The organism is Paenibacillus tengchongensis, assembly GCF_008973665.1.
Lineage (GTDB): Bacteria > Bacillota > Bacilli > Paenibacillales > Paenibacillaceae > Paenibacillus_AQ > Paenibacillus_AQ tengchongensis.
Window position 1 is genome coordinate 251,535 of sequence record NZ_WACP01000010.1, and the last position, 25,780, is coordinate 277,314.

Genomic DNA, 25,780 nt, shown 5'->3' on the forward strand with positions numbered 1-25,780 from the left:
TCCTCTCTATCTGTACACCCGATCTGCGTCTTATTTCACGGTTGCATTGTACTGTCCGATTTTGTCCGTAATCTGGGCGGCTGCGTCCTTCAGTGCGGCTTCCGGCGTTTGCTGTCCGTTCAGTGCCGCTTCGATCGCTCCTTCGACAATCTGGCGCGCCTCCGGGAACACGCCCATGACTGCACCCGAGGTTGCCGCCGAAGCACCGGAGGCGTGCAGCTGATCAACCGCTGTCTGGAATTGCGGATATTTCGCCATATTGTCCTTCAGTACCTGCTCATCATAAGCGGCTTTGTTAATCGGGAAGTAGCCGGTGTTGACGCTCCAGTTGGCCTGGACTTCAGGCGATGCCACATACTTAATGAATTCCCAGGCTGCCTGCTGCTGTTCTTCCGGTTTATTGTTCATGATATACAGACTCGCTCCGCCGACGATTACGCCGCCATCCTTGGCGTCCCCCGGCTTCGGCAGGAAGCCGGTTCCTACCTCAAACTTGTCTCCGGCGGCTTCCACCATATTGCGCAGCGAAGCTGTCGAATTCAGCGTCATGGCGATCTGTCCGGCGGCAAAGGCGCTGTCCGTATCATCCGTGTCGCGGCCGAGGTTGGCTGCCACACCTTCGTCGACCATCTTTTTCCACCATTCCAGCGTCTTCACACCGGCTTCCGAAGCCAGCAGTGACTCAGTCGCCGCAGCCTCGCGGCCGTTGCCGTTATTGACGTACTCGGCGTTCTGGTTGGCGAACAGCTGCTCCATGAACCAGCCGTAAATGGCGATCGAAGCCCCGGCCTTGCCGTCCTTGCCGAGCTTTGCAGCCGCTTCCGCAAATTCTTCGAAGGTACGCGGCGGTTTCTCCGGGTCCAGCCCGGCCGCCTTGAAAGCATCTTTATTATAATAAAGAATCGGATTCGAGGTGTTAAACGGCATCGCGTTCAGTTTGTCGTCAATGGTGTAGTACCGGAGAATATTCGGCTCAAGGTCCGACACGTCATAGCCGTCCGCATCGATGAACTGCTGCACCGGCGTAATCAGCCCGGAATCAATCATAAATTTGCTGCCGATTTCGTAGACCTGAATCAGGTCCGGACCGCTGTCCGAGCCGATGGAGGCTTTGAGTTTATTGAGACTCTCATCGTATTTGCCCTGATATACCGCCTCGACCCGGATTGCGCTCTGGCTGGCATTGAAGTCCGACACGATCTGATTGATCGCCTTCTCCCCGGCACCCGACATGGAATGCCACCACGTCAGCTTGACCGGTGCCGCGGCGGCACTCACCGTCCCTTCAGCGCTGCCGGCCGTACCCGCCGCATTCTTGCCTTCATTCGCGGCCTGATTATTGCTGTTAGTGTTGCTTTCCGCATTGTTGCCGCATGCACTCAGCAGCAGCATCAAGCCCAGCATTACGGGCCCCACCACTTGTCCTGCGCGTCTGATTGTCATTGATCCGTTCTCCCCTTTTCCCGTTTGTAGAATGGATAAGCATCTATTGGTATTCATCGCCCGGTCCTTAAGGACATGGACGAATTGCTTTACCGCTGCAAACCTACCCTTTCAGCGCTCCGGCAGCCATCCCGCGCACGAGCTGCTTCAGGCCAAACACCAGCAGCAGCAGCGTCGGCAGCAGCACCAGCGTTATTCCGGCAAAGACCAGATTCCAGGAGGTCGCCTCCTGAAATTCCAGCATCGAGATGCCGATCTGCACCGTGCGCATCGACTTGCTGCTTGTAATGAGCAGCGGCCACAGGTAGGCATTGTACATGTTCAGGAAGGAATACACGGCCAGTGTACCCAGCGCCGGTCTTGCCAACGGCAGCATATGCTGCAGGAAATAGCGGACATGGCCGCAGCCGTCCATCCGCGCCGCCTCGAACAGCTCCAGCGGCACCTGCAGGAAGAACTGGCGCAGCAGAAAGGTGCCGAAGGCCGTCGCCAGAAACGGGACGGTCAGGCCCATGTACGTATCGAGCCAGCCGAGGCTGCGCACTGTCATATAATTGGGGATCATCGTCACTTCCCACGGCACCATCATCGTTGCCATAAACAGACCGAACATCAGGCTTTTGCCCCGGAAGCTCATCCGCGCAAAGGCGTATGCCGCCAGACTGGCCGTTATCAGCTGGCCAAGCATGACGATGGCCGAGACGAGAAACGTATTGCCGATAAAAGTAGCGATCGGAACGGTAGCGAACACCTCGCGGAAGTTATCCAGGCGGAAGCTGTGCGGCACCAGGGACGGAGGGTAGGCGCTGGCTTCCTCCGGCGTCATTACCGCCATGAAGAAGCTGTACAGCACGGGATACAGCACCGGCACGGCTGCTGCAGCCAGAATGACAACCCGCAGGAGCTGCTTTTGGATGCGGATATTCATTGATAATGCACCTTCTTTTCCACCCATTTGAACTGGATCAGCGTCAGCAGCAGAATGACCACAAATAAAAGCAGGGCCTGGGCGCTGCCCATCCCGAAGCGGAAATTGACAAAGGCCTCGCGGTAAATCGAATAAACAAACACATTGGTGCTGTCTATCGGTCCGCCGGCAGTCAGAATGTTGATTTGCCCGAAGGTCTGGAAGGCTCCGATCACCGATACCACCAGTACGAAGAAAAGCGTCGGCGAGAGGAGCGGCAGCGTAATTCGGCGTAAAAGGGTGCTGCCTCCGGCCCCGTCCATCCTCGCGCTCTCGTAAAGCTCTTCCGGGATACCGAGCAGGCCGCTTGACAGCATGATGTAATTGAAGCCGAGGTTCATCCAGACGGTCATCAGCGAAACAGACAGCAGAGCCGTATCAGGATTAATGAGCCAGGCCACGGGCGGCAGTCCGGCCAGCTCCAGCAGGTAATTCAGCATCCCCAGCGTCGGATGGAACAGGAATTTCCAGATGACCGCGGCCGAGCCGACAGCCATCACCACGGGCAGCGAGAAGATCAGCTGAAACACCCGCTTGCCGCGCAGCAGATGACGGGTCAGTACGGCAAGAACCAGCGAGACCAGAATACCGGCGGGCACGGTCAGCAGCGTGAACATGGCCGTCACCTTTATGCCTTTCAGGAATAGCCCGGATGACAGCAAGGCCGCAAAATTGTCGAACCCGATGAAACCGGCAATCCGGCCGGCCGGATCGGTACTGTGCAGACTCAGGTAAACGGATTGGAGCAGGGGATAGAATAGAAATACGCCGAATAATACCAGCGAAGGGGCCAGAAAGAGGTAGGCCAGCAATTGCTCGCGCAGCTTCAGCCGGTGAAGGGACAAGCGGCGGGAGCGCACTGCCGGAACAGTACGGGACTCTGGACGGGATAACGGTATGGCTTGCTCAAGCTCACTCATCGGCGGGACCTCCCACGTAATCATCGATCTGGATTATCTTACCTGGACTACCTCTGCCAGTGTAAACCGCCGATGTCAACGCAACGTCAGGGGAAGGCTAAAGCGGAGTTAAACTATATAAAAATTGTTAAATAAGTATTAATTTAAACAAAAAAAAGGCCTTATTGATTGCTCAACAAGGTCTCCGCACGTATTATTCAGCCGGCTCCAGCCATTCCGGGGCCAATACGCCGTAAGCGTAGGTGTCATGCCATTTCGGCCGGCCGGCCGCGTCTGTCTTAAAGTAACCAGTCTCCCGGAAAAAGCCTTCCCGGCGCAGCTTCAGCCGCTCCAGCAGCCGCCATGATGCCAGATCCGTCCCCTGAAGCACCATGTATTAAATAATTAAAAGCATAAATTGCTGTTTGCTGCCGGGAAGATAGCCCTGTAAGCTTCGCCAAACGGTGTCGTTACAAGCCTCCGTTCATTGCTCACCGCTTAACGCTTCAATGCGCTCAGGCTTCCGCCCGGCGCGAACATCCGCTGTACACGCTCCTCGACTGCCGGGTCGGGAAGCAGCGGCGGGGCCGAATGCGGCTTCATCCGGGCATCGATAATTACGTTGTCGCAGGACCAGTGCTTGTGCTGTATCCGGCTGTTCACCCCGTGAATATCATGCGACGGGTTGCTGCGGGTAAAGGTCGCCCACAGGAAATTGCTCAGGCTGGCACTCAGGAACCTGCTGTCGTCGCACAGCACAATCATCGGGCAGCCGGTAAGCGGACCCTGCTGCGCAATGTCGGCCGCGAGGCGCCCGATTTCCGCTTCGGCTGCAGCATAGTCCGTGAACGCCGGCGCTTGCAGAGCCACCACGCCCGGCATGACCAGCGCCGCCGGTCCGAAGTTCTGCGCATTGTCCAGCGCATCCGGCACTTCCGTACACAGACTCCGCTTCGGCTCGCCGACCGCCGCAAAGATCACCTTGCTGCCGCTGTTGATCCCCGTACCGGAGTAATCCAGCGTATCAATGGTGGTGTTGGTTTGAAAATGGATATCCCGGCGCAGATCGATCCGCTGCAGAACATAAGCCAGGAAGCCGGCGATGTCATGCGTGCTGACCGGCTGATCCTCTTCGGCTGTAATGAACAGATACTTCGCCAGACTGAGCTGGCCTGTTCCGAGAATCCGGTTGGCAATCGTCAGAATCTCAGCGGGCTGCTTCAGCTTCTGGTACGGCGTATAGCGCTCACTGCCGATCGCCAGCAGCAGCGGATGCACACCGGAAGCATCCACGGCATGCACTTCCTTCACACCCGGAACCTCGGATTTCACCGCTCCGCCGGTCAGCTCGTGGATCAGCTCGCCGAAGGCGGTATCCTCCTGCGGCGGCCGTCCGACCACGGTAAAGGGATAGATCGCCCCCCGTTTCGCATAGACCTTATGCACACGCATCACCGGAAACGGGTGAACCAGGCTGTAATAGCCGAGATGATCGCCGAACGGTCCCTCCGGCTTCGTCTCGTCCGGATAGATCTCGCCGGTAATCACAAAATCAGCATCGCTGCTGATGCAATACCCGTCTACATAGCTGTAGCGGAAATGCCGTCCGGCCAGCAAGCCGGCGAAGGTCATCTCGGGCAGCCCTTCCGGGAGCGGCATAACAGCCGACAGCGTGTGCGCCGGCGGTCCGCCGATGAAGACACTCACCTTGAGCGGCTCGCCGCGCTTCACGGCATGGGCCTGGTGGATGCCGATGCCGCGGTGGATCTGATAGTGGACGCCGACCTCCTTGTCCACCTCATACTCATTGCCGCTGAGCTGAATCCGGTACATGCCCAGGTTGGAATTCATGATGCCCGGCTTGTCCGGGTCCTCGGAATACACCTGCGGCAAGGTCACAAAGGCACCGCCGTCCATCGGCCAGCACTTGATCTGCGGCAGCTCGGAGATGCTGATCTCCTCGAAGTCCGCAGGCAGCCCGCCCGTCTTCTTCAGCGGCAGCGCCCTTCTAGCGGCCAGCCCGGTGCCGATATAATTGAACGGCTGCTTGAGCGCCTTCATCGGATTGCTGCGCAGCGCGATGACATCCTGGGAAGAATCCCAGGTATCGCGGAAAATAAACTTGCTGCGCTCCACCGTGCCGAACAGATTCGACACTGCGCGGTATCTCGAGCCTTTTACCTTCTCAAACAGAATAGCGGGCCCCCCGGCCTCATAAACCTTCAAATGTATGGACGCCATCTCCAGGTCAGGGTCAACTTCCTCCCGGATCCGGATCAGATGGCCGTGCTTCTCCAAATCGACAATGCATTCCTCCAAATTGCGGTATCCCATCACCTTGCTCCAATCTGCAGAAGAAATATGAACCTCTTTATTATCAATGAGAGCGGAGCCAAGGTCAACGGCACGCCTGCGGAAGAGGAACCGGGCAGGGGATGCAATATGTCGAAAACGGAACACTGTCAGTCGAAACGGGACACACTGTCAGTGGTTGCCGTGTACAGTTGCCGGATTGATGCAGGTTATGGTGTACGGAAGTAACCCTTCACTCTTCACTCTCCACTATCTACTATCCAGAGCGCACTTCTGCCCCGGCATAATAAAAAGCCCCGCCCGCGATAAACGCCGGGCAGAGCTCCTTCAGTTCTTCCTTAAACCTCGACCGCCGGCCAGCTGCCGGTGAATTCCACCTCCTGATAGGCAAAGAAGGATTGCAGGATGGCCTCCCGGTCATCCGTAAACAGCTGGTCGGCTACTCCGGCCACCAGTTTGGGAATCGCATTGCGCATGCCCGAGATGGCCGAGGCGGACAGCCCGCAGCTGGCCAGCGCGGAGTAGTTGAAGACGAACAGCCCGTGCAGCCGTTTCTGCCCGGCATCGTCCTTGCCTTGCAAGGCAAACCCGGGGGACAGATACGGATGCGCGTCGAGCAGCGCGTTCGCCGTATCCGCCGGGGCGCGGTAGCGGTCGCCCCAGCGGGCGATATCCGCCGCCACCAGCGACAGCTCCGGCCGCAGGCCCGGATCGCTGAGCAGCCCGGTGCTGATGATCAGGAAATCGAAGCCGAACTCCCCCTTCGGCGTCGTGACCACGGCTCCCGCTTCCTGCGTCCGCACCCGCTGCCACGGCGAGCCCAGATGCAGCCGGAAGCCCGGCCAGGCCGCGGCGCGGCTGAACGTATCGTTGGTCGGGGGCTGATTATACCGGAAGAAATGCGAGATCACCGCATATTTGTCTTCGTCGCTTAATGTGTGGAACCGTTCAATCATACCCGAAACCTCCATCTGGCGGATCGGGTTGATGCACGGCAGCTGCTCCCGGCGGACAAAAACATGGGCCTCAGCCACACCTGCGGACAGCGCATGGTTGGCATTGTCGAAGGCGGAGGCGCCGCCGCCGAGGATGGCGACCTTACGCCCCCGCAGCGCGGCGAAATCGATCGCCTCTGCAGTATGCGCGTACAGGTGCTTCGGCACATGATCGGCAACCAGCGCAGGCACATGCCACTCGCCGCCGCCCTGGATGCCGGTTGCCAGCACGACTTTGCGCGCCAGCAATTGCTGCAGGGGAGCACCTTCACCCGCGATGTGCAGCCGGTGGAGCCCCGGCTCCAGCGGTTCAATCTGCTCCAGCGTCACCTCGTTCAGCACCGGCAGCTTCAGTACCTGCCGGTACCACCGCAAATAGCTCATCCAGTCTCTGCGGGGGATTTTACCGAGCGCTTCCCAGCCGGCAGCTCCGTGCTGCGCCTCGTACCAGGCGCGGAAGGTGAGCGACGGTATCCCCAAATCAATCGAAGTCAGATGCTTGGGCGTGCGCAGCGTAACCATCCGGGCATAGGTTTCCCATGGACCCTCCAGTCCTTCTGTATTCTCGTCGATTACCAGAATGTTGGACACCCGCTCGCGCAGCAGGCCAAAAGCGGCCCCGAGGCCGCTCTGCCCGCCGCCGACAATGACCACATCATATACATGGCCGTCGCAGTGCTCCAGCGGCCGCACCCAGTCCGGTCCGCCATAGGCCAGATAGGAAAGATCGGTTTGCACTTGTTCGGTCAAAGCTTCCAGGCTCATCGTTCCTCAGACCTTTCCGGGTAACCCCTGTTTTGTGCTTTCTGACGTTTGTTTTGCCATATTATATCTTGTTGCCGGTGTTTTTTGAACGAACATGGCAGGTTTATTGTCATAATAGCTAAAAATTCATGGTCTGATTGTACGTTTAACCTAATAATTACGGCTGATCGAGGGAAGAACATTGACAAAACTTCTGGATTTTCTTTTTCAGTCAGGCTTGCATGTCAGATAAACTATCAAATCCGAAACAACTCCACAGCGGCTTCCTGTCGGCAAGGGTTAAAGTCCAGCTGCTCGCGGGGAATGCCGTGCCTCATGCCATATTGAATGACTTCAGTCCAATCCTCTGCGTTAACGGTTGTGTAGAATACCTGATTCTGATAGACGACAACAAGCCGCTCCCCGGCAAAAAAATGGTTATACCAGCAGTCCTCCGAAACCGGAATCATATGCTGCTGCAGGCGCTGGATCAGGCGTGCAAGCTCATCCTCGCTTACCGAGACAAGCTTAAATCCCCACCCTCCCTGCTGTTTATGTGCGGCTATAGTGAACTCGGACAACACTGCCGGGTTGTTCAGCGATTCCTCAATAATGATGCCGTAGTAGTTCATTCCAGAACCCCCCTGATACCGTTATGTACAAAAAAAGACACCCGCCCCTTCCTGGTGGATGTCCATCATCTTGTCAGCCTGCGTAGTTGTGCGTGATCACTGCGGCGATCCCGAACACAACGGCAAGCGTCATTGAAATATAGGCGTAACTGCGCTCTTTGTGCCATGAACGGATGGCGTTGGCGCCGTAGAACACCATCATCAGCCCCATCAGCACCGGCAGATTCAGGCCAACAATAAACACCACGATAAATCCGATCATCACACAGCCCCAGACCAGCATGAACCAGAGCGGATAATTTTTAAAAATCGCTTTCAGCATATTTCCCTGCCTCTATTCCTATCATGATTTTGTCTAGTTTCTATACTCTCATAAACGCCCCTGCTCCGGCAATGGGATTTTCGGCCTCATATACCGGCTATTCCTCTTATCCGCCCGGCTGCTGCCGTTGTTAAACTGATATCCGCTTCAGGAAACGGGCCACTTCTGCAATATACTTCTGCTGCTCATCGTCTGGAATCATATGTCCCGAACCCGCAAATTCAATAATTTCGCAGTCACGGACTGCCTCCCTGTACCTCTTTGCCATTTCCGCCGGAAGGTCCGACGAAATCATCGCTGCATGGTCTCTTCCGGCGAACACGGTCACGGGCAGCTGCAACCCAGAGAGCTCCCGTGTAAAATCCACTTCGGCCGCCTCGCGCATCAGACCTTGAATAGCTTCAGGACGCATATAGTTCAGCACAGGCACACCCCTGTAAACCAGTCTGGTCCAGAAATCGGCCGCCTCGGCCGATACGCTCCTGTGCACAGGCGGCTGGTCCACGAGAATCAGCCCCTTCATCTTCTGCCGGTGTCTCAGCGTCCAGCCCAGTGCATACGACGCCCCCCGGGAGAAACCGAGCATGCAGTACCCTTCAAGCTGGAGATGCTCCACAACTGCTGCGATATCGGAAAGATGCTCCTCCAGACCGTAGCCCGACGCCGGAGTAGAGCTAAGCCCGCGTCCCCGCAGGCTTAGAGCGACCGTATGGCCGCTTAATCCGGATAACAAAGGGATCGCCCGCTCCGCCGGCTCCCACAGTCCGCTTATGACGACTAGCGATGGAACCGAAGGCGAGCTTGTCCCTTCCTCTAATACATGCAGGATAACATCGTCATTATGTACAAAATAGTTTTTCATTCATACCCTCCTATGTGGTACTTTGGGGTTCTGCGGTTCACCTGCCGATTATAAAGCAGCGCACGCCGCCAATGCGGCGCGCGCTGCCCCGGCTTTCCCACTGCCTTAGATTCTGACGATAAAGTACTCACGGTTAGCCGGAATGGTGCGGTTGGCTACGGTATTGTTGTTCGCGTCTCTGACTCTGAGCAGATATTCAATCTCGGTCAATGTGCTGATTGTCGGGAAACGGACCACTCCGAAATCGTCAAATTCAGCCGTTACCGGCGACGGTCCCCCGGTCAAGGTAGCTGTCCAGCCGGAAGTGTTCCGCGGATTCCCCCCTTGAGTTGTCACGATGACGATCAGGCGGTCAAGCGTTTGTCTGACTCTCCGTCTTTTGCGTCTGGCTGCGGCTGCCTGCGCTTGCTTCTTCAGCATCAGGGCGCGGCGGGCCATTAACGTTTTTTTGCCTGCGGCTTTTACGGGTTTTGCCGGTTTTGCAGCTCTTGCAGTTCTCATATACTCACCACTTTCTAATAGGATACTCCAGTAAATGCAAGTACGAGCTGCAGGGAAACTATGATTGCCTATCATTCCTGTAATTGTGGTAGTATCCAAGATTCATACCTCGTGTACGCATGCGCCCGGCGCTGCATACAATGCCTGCAAGAGGTGATGCTCAGGATGAAAGAACAGCCCCGGAACAAACCTTATCAGGCCGCTGTGAATATACCCCTGGCCAGGCACGTCCGCAGTGCCCGGAAATCGGGCGGCAGCGCTAAGCCGATACCGGTCATCGTACAATTGAAATACCCTGTGACAGCCTCCAGACTGGACAATGTACACAAACATCTCGGCAGCGGGCATACGCTGCGGATCAAGCGGCGGCTACCGCTTATTAATGCGGTATCGGCAAGCCTGTCGCCGGCCTGTCTGGAGAAGCTGTGCAGCTGCCGCGAGATTGGCAAGGTCTATCTGGACAGCGTCAAGAAGGCTTCGCTTTATATCGCCACTCCTTCCATCGGGGCAACGGCTGTCCGGAACCAAAGCGGCCTGACCGGTAAAGGAATCAACATCGCCGTGCTCGACACCGGCGTGTATCCCCATCCTGACCTGATCCGGCCCGTGAACCGGATCGTCGCCTTCAAGGATCTGATCAATGGCCAGCGCAAGCCCTATGATGATAACGGGCACGGCACCCATATTGCCGGCGACGCCGCCGGGAACGGCTGGGCCAGCAAGGGCAAGTATTGCAGTCCGGCACCGCAGGCGGGTATTGTGGGGGTTAAAGTACTCGATGCAAACGGCGACGGGTTCGACTCCACCATCATCAAGGGCATTGAATGGTGCATCCGGAACCGTAAAAGGCTGAAGCTGCGGATTCTCTCCATGTCCTTTGGCGGGCAAGCCGGAGCCGCCTGCGCCGACGATCCGCTCTGTCAGGCGGTGGAGAAGGCCGTCAGAGCAGGCTTGACCTGCGTCATTGCCGCCGGTAACAGCGGTCCCGCTCCGCGTACCGTCGAGTCGCCCGGCACCAGCCCTTCGGCGATCACGGTCGGGGCGGTGGACGACCGCCGGACCATCCGGCAGAGCGACGACCGGATGACCTGGTATTCCAGCCGCGGACCGGCCCCGGGGGGAAAGAGCAAGCCGGACATTGTAGCTCCCGGAGAGACCATTATCTCACTGCTGGCGCCGCGTTCCGAACTGGCCAGACAATTCCCGTATATGAGGATCGGCAAGCGGTATTTTGTGCTGTCGGGTACCAGCGTCTCTGCACCGGTCGTCTCCGGCGCCGCCGCGCAGCTACTGCAGCGCAACCCGGAGCTGACGCCCCGCGAAGTCAAACAGAAGTTGAAGCGCAATGCTTTCCGGCTTGGTTATAAGCGCAACACGGCCGGCAGCGGAGAGGTTAATGTAAGGTTTTTGCTCAGGAAATAACAATAGCCTTCCCGGACAGATTCAGGCGCGGGGCCGTCCCCGCGCTCTATTTGGCCTAGAGTTACAGCTTTAGCGCCATTTCACTGGAAAGATGCTCAAAGCCCAGCTTTTCATAAAGGCTCTTCCCGTCAGCCGTATAATCCAGATAGATTTTACCGAGTCCTCTGGCTCTGGCTTCCCTGATCAGCTTGCCCAGCACTGCCTGGGACAGACCCTTTCTCCGGTAGGCGGGGAGTGTGTATACATTGAACAGATAGCCGGTCCGCCCGCCGGGATTGCTGAGGGTTGGCAGCACTTCATACATGCTCAATATGGCGCTGGAAACGATGCTCTCCCCGTCCAGAGCCAAACAAGCGATCCACGTATCATCCGCGAGATGTTCTTTTAAATATTGGCGTGTGTTCTCTCTGACTTGGTCAGGTACAGGCTCACCCTTAATCTCCTGCAGAAATTTAAGCCGGTTCTCCAGAATTTGCCCAACGTCCTGGATATTCGCTGCTCGGATTTCCATCTTGTATCCTCCATCCCTGCGGCCCGCTGGAAACTCTCGACAACTCTCCGCACGAAGCCGCTTTATGTTAAATGGTATTATGACGCCTAGAAGCGCTGCACGAAATGAGAAATATCCTTTGCTTAGGCGGTACCTGTCCTACGCTAAAGCAATTTGTCTACAGATCGAGAATGGGCACGTTGCCGTCCACCCAATTCAGCTGGCTGTCGAGCATGAACTGCACCGACCAATGCTTGTCCGAGCTGGACCAGCGGTGAAATTCCATCAGACTTGCATATAGAGCCTCGATGGGCTCAGCCGTTCTTTGTTCGGTGACATCGTTCATCAGCTGCATGAAGCCTTCCGGTTTGCGGGGAGCACGTTCCAGTTCCTGGAGAAACCATTTGTAAGACGGAAAAAGCATTTCGTTAAACGTCAGAAGCAGCCTGCCGGCAAAATAGGCGTAGTTGGTGCGCGAGTAATCCATCAGCAGCAGGTTGTTCCGCTTCAGGCCCTCGTAGTAATACCACTTCCAGGTTTCAAATTGCGCATAGAATCTGGCGATGTTCTCCTCCCGTCTGGCGGACGGATAAGCTGAAGCTGCAGCCACCAGCCCGTCCAATCCTTCAATGCGTGAGTACGTGACCATGGCATCCTTGAAAGCAAACTTCGCCGGCTCGCTTCCCGTTGCAGCCACTTGTCTGATGTAATCTGCGGAGACGCATTTCCCGTCCACATAACCGCCCTCATACGGCGTAGATTCCGTTTCAAAAAATCCCACGTCATAGCTGCGAAGCGCCCGCTCATAATCTGCTTCCGAAAGCACGAGCATAATATCGAGATCGGAAGTTTCGCTTGCATAACCGTGTGCAACCGAGCCGCCGATGATAACGCCGAGGACATCTTCTCTTGCTTGCAGCTTGGCAGTTACGGCTTCAATCGCCTGATGATGATGTTTGTACATTATATACACCCCTTTTAGTTAACAATAGTATAAATTAATTAATAATTATATGAATTTAAGTGCATCATAACACATGCTCCCCGGCTCTGAAAATAGGCCGTTTGCCGCTATGCGGGCAAGCGTATTTGCGCATAAAACACCCCCGCAAAGCGGGGCCTTGCCATAGAATAAAAAAGCCCGCTGTCATTGAGTAACAGCAGGCATCGGGCCAAGATTTCTTCTACACGCCGGCGAATGACGGCTTTATCCAAGCGCTTCCACCGATCTCGCGGGGTTCTCAGCGGAACACGGCTTCATCGCGCCACAGCTGCGCCAGCAGCCTGCGGCCGTAGGCTTCGACGGCGGGCTGCTTATTCCGTCTGCCCCAATAGATGTCGCCCAGCGCCAGCTTGATGCAGCAGATGCGGAGCCGGTGCCGGTGCTCCTGAGGAAATTCCGGACCATACCCCGCAAAGAAAGCCTGTTCCGCGTCCGGATCACCGATGAAATAACGCTCATACAGAATCGAGAAATGGTCGGCATCCACGCCCCACAGCATGTTCTCAAAGTCGATCATGCCCGTCAGTCCGCCCCGGCTGTCAACCAGCCAGTTGCCGGGTGTAGAGTCCCAGCCGATCGGCACCGGCTTCGCGCCGGTAAATACACCGGCATTATCGAGCGCCCAATCAGCCAGTTGCTGCTCCTGCGGCTGCAGCAGCCGGTCCTTCCTGCATCCGGCGGCCAGCTCCTCCAGCGTATGCCGGATATAGATCACCGGATCGGCGTGATGGAACAACTCCAGCGGATTGCCGTCCTTGTCCGGCCGCCCGAACCATTCCCCCGTCGCCGAGTCATGCAGGCGCCTGATCCACTCTCCCGCCTTGCGGTAAGCTTCGTTTCTCACCCCAGCATCCAGGGCCGCTTCCCGCATTATGCGTCCTTCCAGCGCAGTGATCAGAATACCCTGCCAGCCGTCTCCTTCGAAGGTACCGACAAGCTCCGGCACATAAGGCTTCAGCACAGGCATCCAGTGTGTATAGGCATAGACCTCCGGATGCCATCTTTGCCTGCGGCTGAAGGTCTTGGCATAATAGCAGTTACCGCTGCGGAGAGCCTGTACCTTCCATACTCCGGTCCGGGAGCTGCCCGACCGGTAATCCCGGAGAACCTGAAAGGGACCGATCAGCGCCGTTATCGGTTCATAGCACTCTTCTGGAACAATACGTTCTGTTTCCAAGTGGTAACGCCCCGCCTTCCTGCAATATTGCTTGATTCGCACAGCCGGAGCATAGAAGCTGGCTGTCACGGTCCACACGGCCCAACCGTTCCGCTGCTTACCGGCTGTTACAGCTCCAGCACCTCCCGCAAATATTTACCGGTCAGCGACGCCTCCGTCCCGGCCACCTGCTCGGGCGTTCCTTCGGCCACGACATAGCCGCCGGCATTGCCGCCTTCCGGTCCCATGTCGATGATATAGTCGGCGGACTTGATGACATCCAGATGATGCTCGATGACGATGACGGAATGGCCGCTGTCGACCAGCTTGTTCAGCGCCACCAGCAGCTTCGCGATGTCGGCCAGATGCAGGCCCGTGGTCGGCTCATCCAGGATGTAGAGATTGTGCGCTCCCCGCTTGATCTTCGCCAGCTCATAGGCCAGCTTCACCCGCTGCGCTTCGCCGCCCGAGAGGGTGGTGGAGCTTTGGCCAAGGGTCATATATCCGAGTCCCAGCTCGTTCATAATCGCCAGCTTATGCCGCAAATATTTGTTGTCCGCAAAGAACCCGGCCGCCTCCTCCACCGTCATATCCAGCACATCGCCGATACTCTTGCCCCCTAGCCTGATCTCCAGCCCTTCCTCCGAGAAGCGCTTGCCTTTACACACCGGGCAGACGGTCTCGATATCGGCCATGAACTGCAGGCTGGTGACCATCATCCCCTCACCTGCACAATGCTCGCAGCGCGTGCCTCCGGCATGGGTCAGACTGAAGTCAATGGCCTGGTAGCCCCGCTGCACCGCTGCAGGCTGCGCGGCGAACAGCTCACGAATCCGGTCGTAGATGCCGATATAGGTGGCCGGATTCGATTTGCTGTTGCGGCCGATCGGCGTCTGGTCAATGTTAATGACATGATTCAGGAGGTCGGCCCCGAACAGGAAATCGTGCTCGCCGGCCATAATTCGCGCGCCTGTCTTGTCGATCTTAAGCTGCTTGGAGAGGATCTCGTTAATCAGCGAGCTCTTGCCGGAGCCTGATACGCCGGTCACGCAAATCAATACGCCCAGCGGAATATCCAGGTCGACATCCTTGAGATTGTTCTCGCGCGCGCCCTGGATGGAGAGGAAGGTATCCCCGAGCTTGCGGCGCTGCTGCGGCACTGGAATATACGCTTTGCCCGACAGGTACCGGCCGGTCAGCGACAACGGATCGCCGATCAGTGCTTCCGCCGTACCGCTGGCTATAATATTCCCCCCGTGTACGCCGGGCCCCGGACCAATCTCCACGATATAGTCGGCACTCGCAATCGTTTCCAGATCATGCTCGACCACAATGACCGTATTGCCGATGTCCCGCAGCTTCTTCATCGTATCGATCACCCTGCCGGTATCCCGCGGATGCAGCCCGATGCTCGGCTCATCCATAATGTAGAGCATACCCATCAGCTCGCTGCTGATCTGCGTCGACATCTTGATCCGCTGCATCTCTCCGCCCGACATGCTGTCGCTGCGCCGGCCGAGGCTGATATAATGCAGCCCGATCTCAATCAGGAGGGAGATCCGGCCCTGCAGCTCGCGGACGATCGATTCGGCCACCTCGCGGTCCTCCTCAGCGAAGGAGAGCGTGTCCATGAACTCCAGCAGCTCCTGCAGCTGCATCCGGCTGAGCTGGTCAATGTTCCGACCGCCGACCGTCACTTGCAGACGCTGCGGCTTCAGGCGCGCCCCGCGGCATTCCGGGCACACCTTCTCGATCATACAATCCTTAATGAACGTCGGCTCCGCAGCCTCGCCGGAGGCAGATTTGCGGATGTAATGCTTATACCAGTTCTCCAGCTCATGCACGAATCCGCCGAACGGACGGTCGCGCCCGGTGATCCAGTTGCGTTTCCCGGCATCCGGGGGCTGCACCATCGGCACCAGCTCCCCTTGACTGCCGAAGAACAGCAGATTATGAATGTCACTCGGCAGCTCATTGAACGGTGTGTCCAGACTGAAGCCGTATTTCTGCGACAGGCTGTACATGATAACTGAACGGTAGGTATCTTTGCTGGATGGGCTGAATACGGTGTTCTTCAAGGCGCCCCGGTTGATGCTTTTCTCCGGCGCTACGACCAGAAAACGTGGCTCGACGACATAGGACATTCCTACCCCGAGACAGGTATGGCAAGCGCTGCCGGCGGCGTTGAACGAGAAGTGAAACGGCTGCATATCGCAGAGGAAGACATGATGCTCCGGGCAGCCGGACCGCTCATAGAACCCCCGCGGCGCGCCGCCGAGCACCTCCACCTTGATCATAATATCCTCGTCCAGGGCGAGCATTGCGGCCTCAATGGATTTGGCCAGCTGGATGTAGGTATCGGCTTTCAGCGTAAAGCGGTCAATGATGATTTCGACCATATATTGCTGCCGTTCGTCCAGCTCCAGCTCCTCGGACAGAGCAGCGGGGGCGCCGTCGATCAGCAGATGTTTGAAGCCTTTTTTGCGCAATTCGCCAAAGGTGTAGCTGTAGTCTTCGCCGTAGATCTTGTAGACCGGTGCCCGCAGCTCGATGACTGTGCCTTCCGGCAGGGCGGAGACCTGCTCGGCGATCTGGGCCGCCGACAGCTGCCGCAGCGGATGGCTGCACTCCGGGCAATGGCCGGTGCCGGCGGTAGCGAACAGCAGACGCAAATAATCGTGGATATCGGTCACCGTACCCACCGTGGAGCGCGGATTGTGATTACCTTTCTTCTGCTCGATGGCAATGACGGGTGAGAGCCCGCGCACCGCATCAACCTTTGCTTTCTTAATCTGGCTGATCCGGCTTTTGGCGAAATTCGAGATGGAGTCGAGGAACCGCCGCTGGCCTTCACCGTAAAGCACATCGAAGGCCAGCGAGGATTTGCCGGAGCCGGAGACGCCGGTAATTACGGTTAACTTGTCGCGGGGAATCTCCAGCGAGATATTGCGCAAATTATTTTGCCTCGCTCCCGAGATTTCAATGGTTGAACGGATGGTCATATGTATTGCCTCCTTTGCACATTAAGGAATATACAGGTACGCCATTTCCTCCACCGACGGCCTGCTCTTCGGCGTGAGGGCAAGCGGCTGGGACACCCGCTCAATAACTCCCTTGTCGGCTAGGTATTGCAGCGTTCCGGCAATCGGCAGCTGAAAATGCTTCAGGAACTGGGTCACCGTCTTGACCTCCTGATCGGACATAAATTCAAGGACCGGCCGCAGCATCTGCTCCATATGGCGGTCCAGTGTCTCTTCCATCCGGTTAATTGCCTCCCGGATTTCTGCTTCGCTCAAGCGGCGTGACATCGGCTCCTGGTAAAAAGCGGCCAGCAGCTCCGGACTGTGCTCCAGCACCGTCAGCACCGATTCGCGGATCGGCGGCTCGCCGGAAGCGCACAGCTCCATCGCAGCGATCAGGTCGGCTGCCTTCAGCAGGAAATACTGCGCATACAGGGGATTCTTCCGGACGAGCATCCACTTCTGGCATTTGTGCCATACATCGACCAGCTCAGCGCCGATCGTCAGCAGCGTCAGCGAAATATCGCGGCTGCCCAGCTGCTTGAACTCTTCGAAATATTCATAGAGACTGTCGTCCGTGCTATAAACAATCCGTCCTTTGGCAAAATAAGACTGCGGCAGCGAGCCGCCGACCAGCCGCTCCGTTCCCCGCTTGAAGCCGCTGCGTGTGAACAGCTCTGCATTGATCGTAATACCGTCCTCGACGAGACAGTAATAATGCGGAACCTTCGGCTGGTCCCTGACAATCAGCGCCATGTCAATGTCGCTCTTCGCCCACACCTGATCATAAGCCAGGCTGCCGCAGACAATGACGGCGATGATGTTCGGATCGTCCTTGACCTTGTCCACAAAGTCCTCCACTGCGGCTTCATACCGTTCCTGCAGCTCCCGCTTGGCAGTATCGTCCATTTGGTATCCTCCCCTGCCCATAGTATGGAAATCATTGCCGATTTCGGGGCACGTGGTAAGATTATACGGGATATCCAGGTTTTAAACAGGACAAATATTGCGGAAAAGGAAGGGGCCTATGGATCATTATCTGCTGGAAACCATTAAACGCACGACTGATTATATTGAAGACCATCTGCTAGCGGAGGACCTGTGCCTGGATCAGATCGCCCGGCAGGTCAATGTCTCCAAATTCCATCTGCTGCGGATCTGGAAAGGTGCAACCGCTACGGGAATCATGGAGTATGTGCGCCGGCGGCGGATTGCCGAATCCCTGGGAGACCTCCTTAAGCCGGTCAGCGGCATTGCCTGGATTGCCGATAAATACGGCTTCGGCAGCGAGCGCAGCTATAACCGCGTTTTCAAGGAGGAGTTCGGCTGCACGCCGGGCAGATGGCGGAAGACGCCTTCGCCGCTGAACATCCTTGACCGCTTCAACGCTGATTTTATGAGCACGGCCGGAGAAGGGCTTGTCTTTTTCCGCTCCGTCCGCATCCTGCCGGCGTTCTCGCTTGCCGGTCCGGAATACCGGATTGATGCCGGGGATAATCAGCTGAACGGGACGGCGGTCAAATGCGGCGTTGATTTCTTTTTCAATCAGAGACTTGATATCATTGGCCCGGTCCGTAAGAATGTCTACTACGGCTTCACCTCCGTTCCGGAGCCTGAAGACGGGTACTCCTTCTATCAGCCTTCGCTTCAGATCGACCAGACGAGCATCATTCCGTCCTACATGAAGCAGCGGCAAGTCCAGCCCCATAAGTACGGCGTATTTACATACATAGGCACACACCGCCCCGAGGAGCTGTCGCCGCAAGCCCTGGAGAGCATCTGGAACGTTGTCTTTAACCGCTGGATGCCCACTGTGCGGATGGAGCTGCGGGAGAAATTCAGCTTCGAATATCTCGACTATTCCAAATGCAGCAGGCAGTATTGCGAGTGCGATTTCTACTATCCGATTACATGGCTGTAAACAGGAAAATCGCCGGATATAAGCGGAAAACACCACAACCAGGCCCTTAAATACAGAGCATGGCTGTGGTGTACGTGATTAGTAATTAGTTATGCAAATGCTTCCGAATATACAGCATACATCTCATCCTGCCTCGCAGCTTCATTGACAGCATCGATGGAGTTCTCAATCATTCTGCGGATATTGCCGATCCTGCGCTTCTCCGCATACAGGTAGCCGATTCGCCCTCCAATGGCTTCTGCACAACCGAGCGCCCGGTAATCAAGATTTTCCAGACTGTCCAGAATTGCTGCGGCAAGTCTCTCCACGACCGGCTGTGCCGCCTGGATACAGGCCACAAATTCATCCCCGTGCGCCCTGCCGGTGCTCGACTTGCAGCCCGTGCGCTCCAGGCACTGCCGGATCAGCTCATAGCAGGCCAGAATGACTTTATCCCCTGTCTCGAAGCCGTGACGGTCATTGATCGCTTTAAAATGGCGGATGTCAAAACGCAGCAGGGCGATTTCGTCCGCTTCCCCGCTGCCGGAGACAATCTCCAGTGCCGATTCCAGGAACACTTCCATATTCGGCATATTTTTTTTCAGTTCATGTACGCTGTCCTGCTCCATGTCCAGCAGCCCGCTCAAATGCTCCATCCTGAACTCCTCCTGTTCCACCATTTGAATCAGACGGTCGATCAGATATTTCTTTTGCAGCTGTTCATTCATCCCGGCAACGATTTCAATGCGTTTGCGCCTGAGCAGCTTGACCATCTCTGCGCTGGAGACGGGGCTGCTGACGATCTTGCCGATTTCAGCCAGCGGAAACCCGAGATTTTTCAGGATCAGCACCCAGTTCAGCACAGCCCCCTGATGCTCCTCATAGTGCCTGTACCCCGTAACCGGGTCAATGGCCGACGGCTTAAGCACACCTATTTCATCGTAATGGCGCAGCATTTTGGCCGTGACCTGATGACGCGCTGCAAATTCGCTGATCTTCAAACCCCATCTTCCTCCATATGCAAAAAGTGATCCGGCCGGAACAACCTTCAGGTACAGCATAAGCCTTCCTGTTAGGGGAAGGTCAAGACTTATGTTAGCTTTCTTTCCCGGGACCTTCTGCCATAGCATAGGCATCTGCTGCCGCTGCCAGAAAGTAGGCTAGCCCCGTCTGCTGGCTCTCCAGCATATTCCGGTGGAACTCATCGCCCAGGAAGAAGCGGTTCTGTGCTGCAAAGTCTTCTGGCGTAACGGAATGGCCATGGTCGTTCAGAAAGGCCAGATGCTCCCGCAGCAGTCCGGATACGGCATCACTGGCATGGCTCACGCCTTCCCGCAGCAAGCCCGCCATCGCCTCCATGAAGCCCGCTGCTTCCCTGGCGGCTTCATTCAGCCGCGGCACTTCGTCCGCTGTCGGCCCCGACAGTTCATATTGATAGATCTCCCGGAGATGCTCCTTTTGCGGTTGCAGCGCCTCTCTCCAGGCCTCTTCGCTATCTAGTCCTCTGAATAATTCTTCCGGTTTCATAGGTTCTCCTTTCGCCATGCCGGCAAGGGTATTGTGAATCGTTGCGATAATCGTTTCCAGCCGTTCTTTCCGGCGCTGCAGCAGCTGCTGCTGCTCAATGAGCATTCGCTCCCGGTCCGGTTCCTGTGCAAGCAGCCGTGCAATTTGCTCCAGCGGAAAATCCAGCTCCCGGTACAGCAGGATTTGCTGCAGGCGCTCCAGTTCGGATGCGCCATACAGGCGATAACCGGCTTCGCTGACTTCCGCAGGCGGCAGCAGGCCGATGCGGTGATAATAATGCAGGGCTTTGACCGTAATGCCCGCCAGTCCGGCGGCTTCCTTTACGGTATATAACATAGAATCCGTCCTCCTTTCGGTACTAATCGTAAGGCCTCCCCCAAGAGGAGGGTCAATGCTTCATACATAAACCTTCCTAAACTCCTTCGATGCTTCGCGCCTGAGCAGCAGGACACTGCTGCTAACGGACCCGGGAGCCTCTATTCCCCGCAATTCATCTGCCCATTTTACCGGAATAGAGTCATCCGTGTCCGTCAGGTCTGCAGAATCGGAAAATCTGCTGGAATAAGGACTATACGGACCGTTGCCGCCAAGCTTTGGTCAGATCAGCCAGCACACATTATCTGCATGACATTCCGTCCGCCTGCTGCTTGAAGCGCGCATCAGGAACACAAGTCTTGGGGACAAAAACACCGGGCAGCCGCTCTCCATACGGAGAACCGCTGCCCGGCTCGCACTGGCGTGATCCTTATGCAGTTGAACTGTCAACGGTCTGAAATTGCCTCCAGCTGAGTTTCGTGTTGCCGCTGTCTTGCAGAACCCGGCGCCGGAAAACAAGCTCACGAACGTGAGTATACAATCTTCTTGATACTGTCCACAGACAGGCCGAACTGCTCCGACAACCGTTCGATTCCGGTTCCGGTGCGGAACGCCTCGCGGATTGCATGATTGCGCTTCCGGTAATATTCTGCAGCACCGGAATTCTGCCCCCATTTGCGCCGCGCCGTGCGGGTGGGGATATAGATCAGTTCTCCCTGGACATAACGCTGAATTTCCTCCAGCAGGTCTTCCGGAAATACCTCTGTCGCTTTGATATAATCCATAGTCTGGCTCGCTCCTTAAAATAAATTGGATATTTTAAGGGCAAAGCCTGGGAATTAAACCTTTGTTTCAAAAGAGACAGGCGAAAATCAATCTGCTCCATGCAAGCTTCGCCTTGTTTATTCCGCAGGCTTTGCATGGAGCGGGCCAAGTACGAAATCAATAACCCAGTACAATGCCGTTCACCTCCCGGCCGGCGTCCCGAGGGACCCGATAATGGATACTGTTTACTATTCATTGTAACCGGATCAGCCGGGAAAGACTGCGACATTTTTACTGCGGCAGCCCGGGGAACAGCCGCCTACCTGCTGCGTTCGTAACAGGCGATATAATCCTGAACGGTGATTCTTCGGGACAGCTCGGCGATCAGCGGATAGGGGATCGCTGCGGCTTTTTTGAAGCGGATACAGGATTTACCCATGTCCAGCTTGCCGGGAACCTCTTCCGCATACCGGGTCTTGAACCAGTCCAGCAGTTCCGGATTCATGTACAGCCCCATATGATACAGCGCGATGTAATTCTTCTGGGAAGCGATACTGATGAACGGAAGCGGCTGCGCAGGGTTAACATGGTAGCCTGCCGGGTACAGGCTGTGCGGAACAACGAAGGCGATCATGCCGGAGCCAATCGTCTCGGCAAAGCCCTCCGGCAGATTCTCCCGGATGGTTTCTCTCATCTTAGCTACTGCCGCCTTGCGCTCTTGCGGCAGCCCGTCGATATATTGCTCAGGGGTGTTCGCTTCGTATTTCATATAGCCTCCTCTGGAGTAAATGAGCTGCGTTGCAGAATAAAGCGCCGCAACCCTTATCTGGTTTACTTGAAAATAGACAAAATCATATTGACGAAAGGCTTCCACAGCAGCGGATACTCCCGGTTGACGGCCTCCCTGAGCTCATCGCCGTTGACACTGCTGAAAGCTCCGTTCACCACCGCCCAGGTATACGCCCCGCGGACGCTTTCGCCGACGGCAATATGCCCGCTGGCATAACCGCCGATGGCGATACGTGAAGCGACGGCGCAGCCGCCAAATGAATACATTCCGAGGGCTAATCCCCCGACGGCGATAATGCCCACGGCCACTCCTCCGGCCGCCAGTGCTCCGCAGGCCAGTCCGCCTACAGCCAGTAGCAGCCCCAGCGCCAGACCGGCCAGACTGATCAGCCCCAGCGACACCGCTCCGAAGCATAGTCCGCCTATGGCAATGACCCCGACCGGCAGCACACCGATGGCGACCGTACCGACGGCGATAATACCCTTGGCCACATAGATGCCGCGCCCCAGGTGAATGTGCACCAGCGGAAGCCCGAAGCAGGTGGTCTTGCTTTTATATTCATAATGAGGCCGGGACAGGTACACCGCTGTCTTCTCCGGATACTCCGGAGCCTCACCCGATTCCTCACTGCCGGGGCCATCCAGAACCAGATGATCCAGACTGACCCCGAACAACCGGCTCAACGCCAGCATCTTATCCATTTCCGGATAGGTCTGGCCCGACTCCCACTTGGAAACTGCCTGCCGTGAAACGCCGATCACTTCCGCCAGCTTCTCCTGGGACATTCCTTTTTCTCTTCTGTAGCCTTGCAGCTTCTCTGCAAATCCTCTCATCTTCGATCACCTCATGCTAAGCTTACGCACACCGGCCTGTCCGCCGCTACCAAACAGAGCTGACAATTTGTCAACTTCAGGTTGCGGAAGCCGGAATCAGCGTTATCCTAGCATGTAATATCGGGCTGCGCCGTGATTTATAATGGCAGACCAGCCTTTCGGAAAGGGCCAGCATCACAATTATTTCCTTTTCGCCTTCTTTTCTTCCGCCTTGCGCTTGTTCTCTTCCACCCGGAAGGCCGTGATTCTGCGGATCAGATCATAAGGCATCGGCTGATCAAGCGGAAAACGAACGGAGCCTTTGGCGCTTTTAAAAGCAGCAAGTTCCTCTGCAAAGGCTTCAATACCGCTAGGTGCCGGATAAAAGCCGATATGCTTCTTAAACACGGCAAAATGCACCAGATTGCCATGCAAATCAAAGGTCGGCATCTGGTAGCTGATTTTCTCGGCCGCTTCCGGCGCAGCCTCCCGTATGACTGAACAGATCTTCTCCAGTGTATCCTGAACTTCAGCCGGTGCTGCCGCAATATATTCAGCGACCGAATTACATACAGCAGGCTTGTTAGTATCCATTGAAGTCTCCTTTTGTCCTTTTCTTCATATATAGCATATCTACCGCTTAAGAGCCACTGCCGTTTAGGTGCACCGTATTGCCGGGAGGGTCATTGCCCAGGAAATAATGTGGAATATAAAAAAACATTCCCGCTGCCGGGAATGCCGTCACTGCTCCCTAGACCTTACGTGTCGCGATACGCCGGTAATCATCCGTCACCGCAACGTGAATACTTCCTTTGAGATAGAATTTGTCTCCGGCCCTCCAGGTATGGGTTTGTTTATTCGCCCTGCGCATATAGACATAATTGTAGGGGGAAGTGGCATACGCTTTGAAGCCTTTGCGCTCGCACTGGCGGAGAAAGTTGACATCCTCGCCGATGGAACGGTCAGGGAACAGCACCTGCTTTGCCATTTTCCTGCGGAAGAGTATGGTCCCGCCCTGCACGAAGACCACCGGTTTATCCCGTTCGTGCGGCGAGCGGATAATAAGCTGCCGGGAAGCCGACAGGTAGACCAGGCAGGCATGCTTGCCGACAATATCGCTGCCTGTTCGCTTCAGCATCCGGACCTGCTCCCGCAGATAATACGGGGAGTAGAAATCATCGTCGTCAAACTTGGCGATCAGCGGATAGCGTGCCTTGGTGATCCCGCAGTTCAGGCACTGCCCGAGCGACACTTTTTCCGGCACCTTAAACACCTTAATGTCCGGGTAAGCCCCCACCTTACGGACATACTGCTCAAGCTTCATACTATCCTTGTTCAAAATAATGATCAGTTCTTTGTGTTTGTACTTCTGGCTCCGGAAATTGCCGACCAGGTTCTCAAAAAAACGCGGTCGGTTGGTGCATACAATTACGGAAACGCCCTCTGCGCCCGCAGCCTTGTTCACAGCCGTCTCTCCTCTCCTGTCCTCTATTCAGCATATGAGCGGCGGCAAACGGCGGTGCGGGCGGCAAAGCGGGCCGTGTGAGGCAAATGTTCTGCTTTCCCGCCGCAGAGTATACAAAAGACCGCAGCTCATTAAAGAGCTGCGGTCTTTCTCTTGCCTCAGGCTATTCCAGGCCATGCTGTTTGCGGATATTATACAGGCCCTGGATAATCAGCTCGGAGGGATCACGGTTCAGCTGTAAATGGGTCAACAGCATATGCAGGGGAACGGCGCATACATTCGGTCCGTCCGTAATTTCGCGGAATCCTGCCTCAAACACCGGTCCGTGCTCCTCGTTGAGGGCCAGTCCCGCGTGAAGCTCCAGCGGCGCAAATTCCTCGCGGATCGCTTCCAGAAGCTGAGGCACCAGCACGGTGTCCACAATCTTCTTGGCGCCTTCCTCGTTGGCCGGCAGATCCGGCAGCGGCTTGCCGCCCTCTGTCTTCATCAGCTCGTAGAAGAAAGAAGCCATCCAGAGCGAAGGATCATTGCCGGACTGGAATCTGGCAATGAGCTCACGCAGGAAAAAGCCGCAGGAATATAATTCATTGGCCTCATTCCGCACATGATATACAAAAATCGGACCGTAAGCCGCAAGATTTAAAATTTGCGATTCGACGTTCTCAAACTTCATCTTTAACGCCACCGTGCCGTTGTGGTGCACGGCGCGGATCAGTTCATTCCAGTTCTCTTCGGTCATTTTTTCCGAATTGGCTGTTTCCTGTCCGTTGGTTGGTTCATTGGTGGCTGTTTCATTGGATATCTCATTTGTTGTTTCATTGGTCGTCTCATTAGTCATGATTAAATTCACCCCGCCTCCTATCATACCACCCTAACGCTCTCAGGTAAAAATGTATATTTATAGTGTCCCGCAGTTTTGGCAATAAAACGGCAAATTTGTGAGCTTATTCGGCACTAAGGTCGGAAATCCTGGTTATTCCTGATAGCCACTGGACCTCTGTCAAGAAAGTGGACGGTTAAGCTGCGGTTTTACTTGCAGAATTGCTGCCTCTCATAAAGGGTAGCCAAGGCTGCCCGGAGGCTTGGCATCAGCCTGGTCAGACCCCTGTGAATCAAGCCGCAATGACCCGAAACGCCGAGCAGCGGTCCTTCAGTAATTGAAGGACCGCTGCTCGGTCAGATTGTCGAGAAACCCAGGTCATTCAAAGACCCTGGGTTTCTTTTGTGTTCCAAAGTTGGCCTACGAGTTGGAAAACGAGGGGGTTATCCCCGTTTTTCCTGGCGATCCAGGTGGATCGCCATCTTCTTCATGTTCTGCACGGCTGCCGTCATCAGTGTTTGTTCCCTGACGTTCGGCAGTCCGCGCAACCGGCAATAGCGAAACCCATGGAGCTCTTTAGCATCCGCGAAGCTTCGCTCAATCGTTTCTTTTCGTTT

At 56.0% G+C, this 25,780-nt stretch carries 26 protein-coding genes; 2 read left to right on the top strand and 24 right to left on the bottom strand.

Going from position 1 to position 25,780, the window contains the following annotated elements:
* Positions 1-30: 30 nt before the first annotated feature.
* The 10 genes from F1381_RS17930 to F1381_RS17975 all read right to left on the bottom strand — a co-directional run bounded on the left by F1381_RS17930 (position 31) and on the right by F1381_RS17975 (position 9,678).
* Entirely contained in the window at positions 31-1,404 is a 1,374-nt protein-coding gene (locus F1381_RS17930; protein WP_425495281.1) for an ABC transporter substrate-binding protein, read from the bottom strand.
* 142 nt (positions 1,405-1,546) lie between these two features.
* The gene (locus F1381_RS17935; RefSeq protein WP_151736201.1) at positions 1,547-2,371 is read right to left on the bottom strand and encodes a carbohydrate ABC transporter permease; all 825 of its coding nucleotides are present in this window, start codon (positions 2,369-2,371) and stop codon (positions 1,547-1,549) included.
* Positions 2,368-3,330, bottom strand: coding sequence for a carbohydrate ABC transporter permease (locus F1381_RS17940; protein WP_151736202.1), 963 nt, complete (start codon positions 3,328-3,330; stop codon positions 2,368-2,370). The genes F1381_RS17935 and F1381_RS17940 overlap by 4 nt, the downstream gene beginning before the upstream one ends.
* A 193-nt stretch (positions 3,331-3,523) precedes the next feature.
* The gene (locus F1381_RS17945) at positions 3,524-3,703 is read right to left on the bottom strand and encodes a hypothetical protein (protein WP_187355426.1); all 180 of its coding nucleotides are present in this window, start codon (positions 3,701-3,703) and stop codon (positions 3,524-3,526) included.
* A gap of 104 nt (positions 3,704-3,807) precedes the next feature.
* Positions 3,808-5,643, bottom strand: a complete 1,836-nt coding sequence (locus tag F1381_RS17950) for a UbiD family decarboxylase (RefSeq protein WP_151736203.1) — start codon at positions 5,641-5,643, stop codon at positions 3,808-3,810.
* A gap of 317 nt (positions 5,644-5,960) precedes the next feature.
* Positions 5,961-7,382, bottom strand: a complete 1,422-nt coding sequence (locus F1381_RS17955; RefSeq protein WP_151736204.1) for an FAD/NAD(P)-binding protein — start codon at positions 7,380-7,382, stop codon at positions 5,961-5,963.
* A 236-nt stretch (positions 7,383-7,618) separates the two neighbouring features.
* Positions 7,619-7,993 carry a hypothetical protein gene (locus F1381_RS17960; RefSeq protein ID WP_151736205.1) on the bottom strand — a complete coding sequence of 125 codons (375 nt, stop codon included), beginning with the start codon at positions 7,991-7,993 and terminating at the stop codon, positions 7,619-7,621.
* A 73-nt stretch (positions 7,994-8,066) separates the two neighbouring features.
* Positions 8,067-8,315, bottom strand: coding sequence for a hypothetical protein (locus F1381_RS17965; protein WP_151736206.1), 249 nt, complete (start codon positions 8,313-8,315; stop codon positions 8,067-8,069).
* 130 nt (positions 8,316-8,445) lie between these two features.
* The gene (locus F1381_RS17970) at positions 8,446-9,177 is read right to left on the bottom strand and encodes an alpha/beta fold hydrolase (protein ID WP_151736207.1); all 732 of its coding nucleotides are present in this window, start codon (positions 9,175-9,177) and stop codon (positions 8,446-8,448) included.
* Positions 9,178-9,282: 105 nt separating this feature from the next.
* The gene (locus F1381_RS17975; protein WP_151736208.1) at positions 9,283-9,678 is read right to left on the bottom strand and encodes a hypothetical protein; all 396 of its coding nucleotides are present in this window, start codon (positions 9,676-9,678) and stop codon (positions 9,283-9,285) included.
* Positions 9,679-9,843: 165 nt separating this feature from the next.
* Between F1381_RS17975 and F1381_RS17980 the strand changes: the two genes are divergently transcribed.
* The gene (locus F1381_RS17980) at positions 9,844-11,100 is read left to right on the top strand and encodes a S8 family peptidase (RefSeq protein WP_187355427.1); all 1,257 of its coding nucleotides are present in this window, start codon (positions 9,844-9,846) and stop codon (positions 11,098-11,100) included.
* 61 nt (positions 11,101-11,161) lie between these two features.
* Here the strand turns inward: F1381_RS17980 and F1381_RS17985 are convergent, their stop codons facing one another.
* The 5 genes from F1381_RS17985 to F1381_RS18005 all read right to left on the bottom strand — a co-directional run bounded on the left by F1381_RS17985 (position 11,162) and on the right by F1381_RS18005 (position 17,678).
* Positions 11,162-11,611: a GNAT family N-acetyltransferase gene (locus F1381_RS17985; protein WP_151736210.1), complete on the bottom strand. Its 450-nt coding sequence runs from the start codon at positions 11,609-11,611 to the stop codon at positions 11,162-11,164.
* Positions 11,612-11,768: 157 nt separating this feature from the next.
* Complete coding sequence (locus tag F1381_RS17990) at positions 11,769-12,554, bottom strand: nucleotidyltransferase domain-containing protein (RefSeq protein ID WP_151736211.1); 786 nt, start codon at positions 12,552-12,554, stop codon at positions 11,769-11,771.
* Between the two features lie 277 nt (positions 12,555-12,831).
* Complete coding sequence (locus F1381_RS17995; RefSeq protein WP_187355428.1) at positions 12,832-13,770, bottom strand: aminoglycoside phosphotransferase family protein; 939 nt, start codon at positions 13,768-13,770, stop codon at positions 12,832-12,834.
* A 107-nt stretch (positions 13,771-13,877) separates the two neighbouring features.
* Positions 13,878-16,751 (bottom strand): excinuclease ABC subunit UvrA, encoded by a 2,874-nt coding sequence (gene uvrA, locus F1381_RS18000; protein WP_151736213.1) that lies wholly within the window; start codon positions 16,749-16,751, stop codon positions 13,878-13,880.
* A gap of 21 nt (positions 16,752-16,772) precedes the next feature.
* A complete protein-coding gene (locus tag F1381_RS18005; RefSeq protein ID WP_151736214.1) occupies positions 16,773-17,678 on the bottom strand; it encodes a nucleotidyltransferase domain-containing protein in 906 nt (301 codons plus the stop codon).
* 118 nt (positions 17,679-17,796) lie between these two features.
* Between F1381_RS18005 and F1381_RS18010 the strand changes: the two genes are divergently transcribed.
* Positions 17,797-18,690, top strand: a complete 894-nt coding sequence (locus F1381_RS18010; RefSeq protein ID WP_151736215.1) for an AraC family transcriptional regulator — start codon at positions 17,797-17,799, stop codon at positions 18,688-18,690.
* Positions 18,691-18,779: 89 nt separating this feature from the next.
* Here the strand turns inward: F1381_RS18010 and F1381_RS18015 are convergent, their stop codons facing one another.
* The 9 genes from F1381_RS18015 to F1381_RS18055 all read right to left on the bottom strand — a co-directional run.
* A complete protein-coding gene (locus tag F1381_RS18015) occupies positions 18,780-19,670 on the bottom strand; it encodes a diguanylate cyclase domain-containing protein (protein ID WP_187355429.1) in 891 nt (296 codons plus the stop codon).
* Between the two features lie 94 nt (positions 19,671-19,764).
* Positions 19,765-20,532 (bottom strand): MerR family transcriptional regulator, encoded by a 768-nt coding sequence (locus F1381_RS18020; RefSeq protein WP_151736217.1) that lies wholly within the window; start codon positions 20,530-20,532, stop codon positions 19,765-19,767.
* Positions 20,533-21,032: 500 nt separating this feature from the next.
* Complete coding sequence (locus tag F1381_RS18025) at positions 21,033-21,296, bottom strand: CD3324 family protein (RefSeq protein ID WP_151736218.1); 264 nt, start codon at positions 21,294-21,296, stop codon at positions 21,033-21,035.
* Between the two features lie 299 nt (positions 21,297-21,595).
* Positions 21,596-22,045 carry a DUF1801 domain-containing protein gene (locus tag F1381_RS18030; RefSeq protein ID WP_151736219.1) on the bottom strand — a complete coding sequence of 150 codons (450 nt, stop codon included), beginning with the start codon at positions 22,043-22,045 and terminating at the stop codon, positions 21,596-21,598.
* A 62-nt stretch (positions 22,046-22,107) separates the two neighbouring features.
* Positions 22,108-22,899 carry a helix-turn-helix transcriptional regulator gene (locus F1381_RS18035; RefSeq protein ID WP_151736220.1) on the bottom strand — a complete coding sequence of 264 codons (792 nt, stop codon included), beginning with the start codon at positions 22,897-22,899 and terminating at the stop codon, positions 22,108-22,110.
* A 180-nt stretch (positions 22,900-23,079) separates the two neighbouring features.
* Complete coding sequence (locus tag F1381_RS18040) at positions 23,080-23,472, bottom strand: iron chaperone (RefSeq protein WP_151736221.1); 393 nt, start codon at positions 23,470-23,472, stop codon at positions 23,080-23,082.
* A gap of 157 nt (positions 23,473-23,629) precedes the next feature.
* A complete protein-coding gene (locus tag F1381_RS18045) occupies positions 23,630-24,343 on the bottom strand; it encodes a glycosyltransferase family 2 protein (RefSeq protein ID WP_151736222.1) in 714 nt (237 codons plus the stop codon).
* 163 nt (positions 24,344-24,506) lie between these two features.
* Positions 24,507-25,181, bottom strand: a complete 675-nt coding sequence (locus F1381_RS18050; protein ID WP_151736223.1) for a hypothetical protein — start codon at positions 25,179-25,181, stop codon at positions 24,507-24,509.
* 425 nt (positions 25,182-25,606) lie between these two features.
* Positions 25,607-25,780: transposase (locus F1381_RS18055; RefSeq protein WP_187355430.1), on the bottom strand; the 174-nt coding region annotated here is incomplete at its 5' end.

Excerpts from the sequence above, each read along its gene's own strand:
- F1381_RS17930 (WP_425495281.1), bottom strand. The coding sequence starts at position 1,404 with ATGCTGGGCTTGATGCTGCTGCTGAGTGCATGCGGCAACAATGCGGAA.
- F1381_RS17935 (WP_151736201.1), bottom strand. The coding sequence starts at position 2,371 with ATGAATATCCGCATCCAAAAGCAGCTCCTGCGGGTTGTCATTCTGGCT.
- F1381_RS17940 (WP_151736202.1), bottom strand. The coding sequence starts at position 3,330 with ATGAGTGAGCTTGAGCAAGCCATACCGTTATCCCGTCCAGAGTCCCGT.
- F1381_RS17945 (WP_187355426.1), bottom strand. The coding sequence starts at position 3,703 with ATGGTGCTTCAGGGGACGGATCTGGCATCATGGCGGCTGCTGGAGCGG.
- F1381_RS17950 (WP_151736203.1), bottom strand. The coding sequence starts at position 5,643 with ATGGGATACCGCAATTTGGAGGAATGCATTGTCGATTTGGAGAAGCAC.
- F1381_RS17955 (WP_151736204.1), bottom strand. The coding sequence starts at position 7,382 with ATGAGCCTGGAAGCTTTGACCGAACAAGTGCAAACCGATCTTTCCTAT.
- F1381_RS17960 (WP_151736205.1), bottom strand. The coding sequence starts at position 7,993 with ATGAACTACTACGGCATCATTATTGAGGAATCGCTGAACAACCCGGCA.
- F1381_RS17965 (WP_151736206.1), bottom strand. The coding sequence starts at position 8,315 with ATGCTGAAAGCGATTTTTAAAAATTATCCGCTCTGGTTCATGCTGGTC.
- F1381_RS17970 (WP_151736207.1), bottom strand. The coding sequence starts at position 9,177 with ATGAAAAACTATTTTGTACATAATGACGATGTTATCCTGCATGTATTA.
- F1381_RS17975 (WP_151736208.1), bottom strand. The coding sequence starts at position 9,678 with ATGAGAACTGCAAGAGCTGCAAAACCGGCAAAACCCGTAAAAGCCGCA.
- F1381_RS17980 (WP_187355427.1), top strand. The coding sequence starts at position 9,844 with ATGAAAGAACAGCCCCGGAACAAACCTTATCAGGCCGCTGTGAATATA.
- F1381_RS17985 (WP_151736210.1), bottom strand. The coding sequence starts at position 11,611 with ATGGAAATCCGAGCAGCGAATATCCAGGACGTTGGGCAAATTCTGGAG.
- F1381_RS17990 (WP_151736211.1), bottom strand. The coding sequence starts at position 12,554 with ATGTACAAACATCATCATCAGGCGATTGAAGCCGTAACTGCCAAGCTG.
- uvrA (WP_151736213.1), bottom strand. The coding sequence starts at position 16,751 with ATGACCATCCGTTCAACCATTGAAATCTCGGGAGCGAGGCAAAATAAT.
- F1381_RS18005 (WP_151736214.1), bottom strand. The coding sequence starts at position 17,678 with ATGGACGATACTGCCAAGCGGGAGCTGCAGGAACGGTATGAAGCCGCA.
- F1381_RS18010 (WP_151736215.1), top strand. The coding sequence starts at position 17,797 with ATGGATCATTATCTGCTGGAAACCATTAAACGCACGACTGATTATATT.
- F1381_RS18020 (WP_151736217.1), bottom strand. The coding sequence starts at position 20,532 with ATGTTATATACCGTAAAGGAAGCCGCCGGACTGGCGGGCATTACGGTC.
- F1381_RS18025 (WP_151736218.1), bottom strand. The coding sequence starts at position 21,296 with ATGGATTATATCAAAGCGACAGAGGTATTTCCGGAAGACCTGCTGGAG.
- F1381_RS18030 (WP_151736219.1), bottom strand. The coding sequence starts at position 22,045 with ATGAAATACGAAGCGAACACCCCTGAGCAATATATCGACGGGCTGCCG.
- F1381_RS18035 (WP_151736220.1), bottom strand. The coding sequence starts at position 22,899 with ATGAGAGGATTTGCAGAGAAGCTGCAAGGCTACAGAAGAGAAAAAGGA.
- F1381_RS18040 (WP_151736221.1), bottom strand. The coding sequence starts at position 23,472 with ATGGATACTAACAAGCCTGCTGTATGTAATTCGGTCGCTGAATATATT.
- F1381_RS18050 (WP_151736223.1), bottom strand. The coding sequence starts at position 25,181 with ATGACTAATGAGACGACCAATGAAACAACAAATGAGATATCCAATGAA.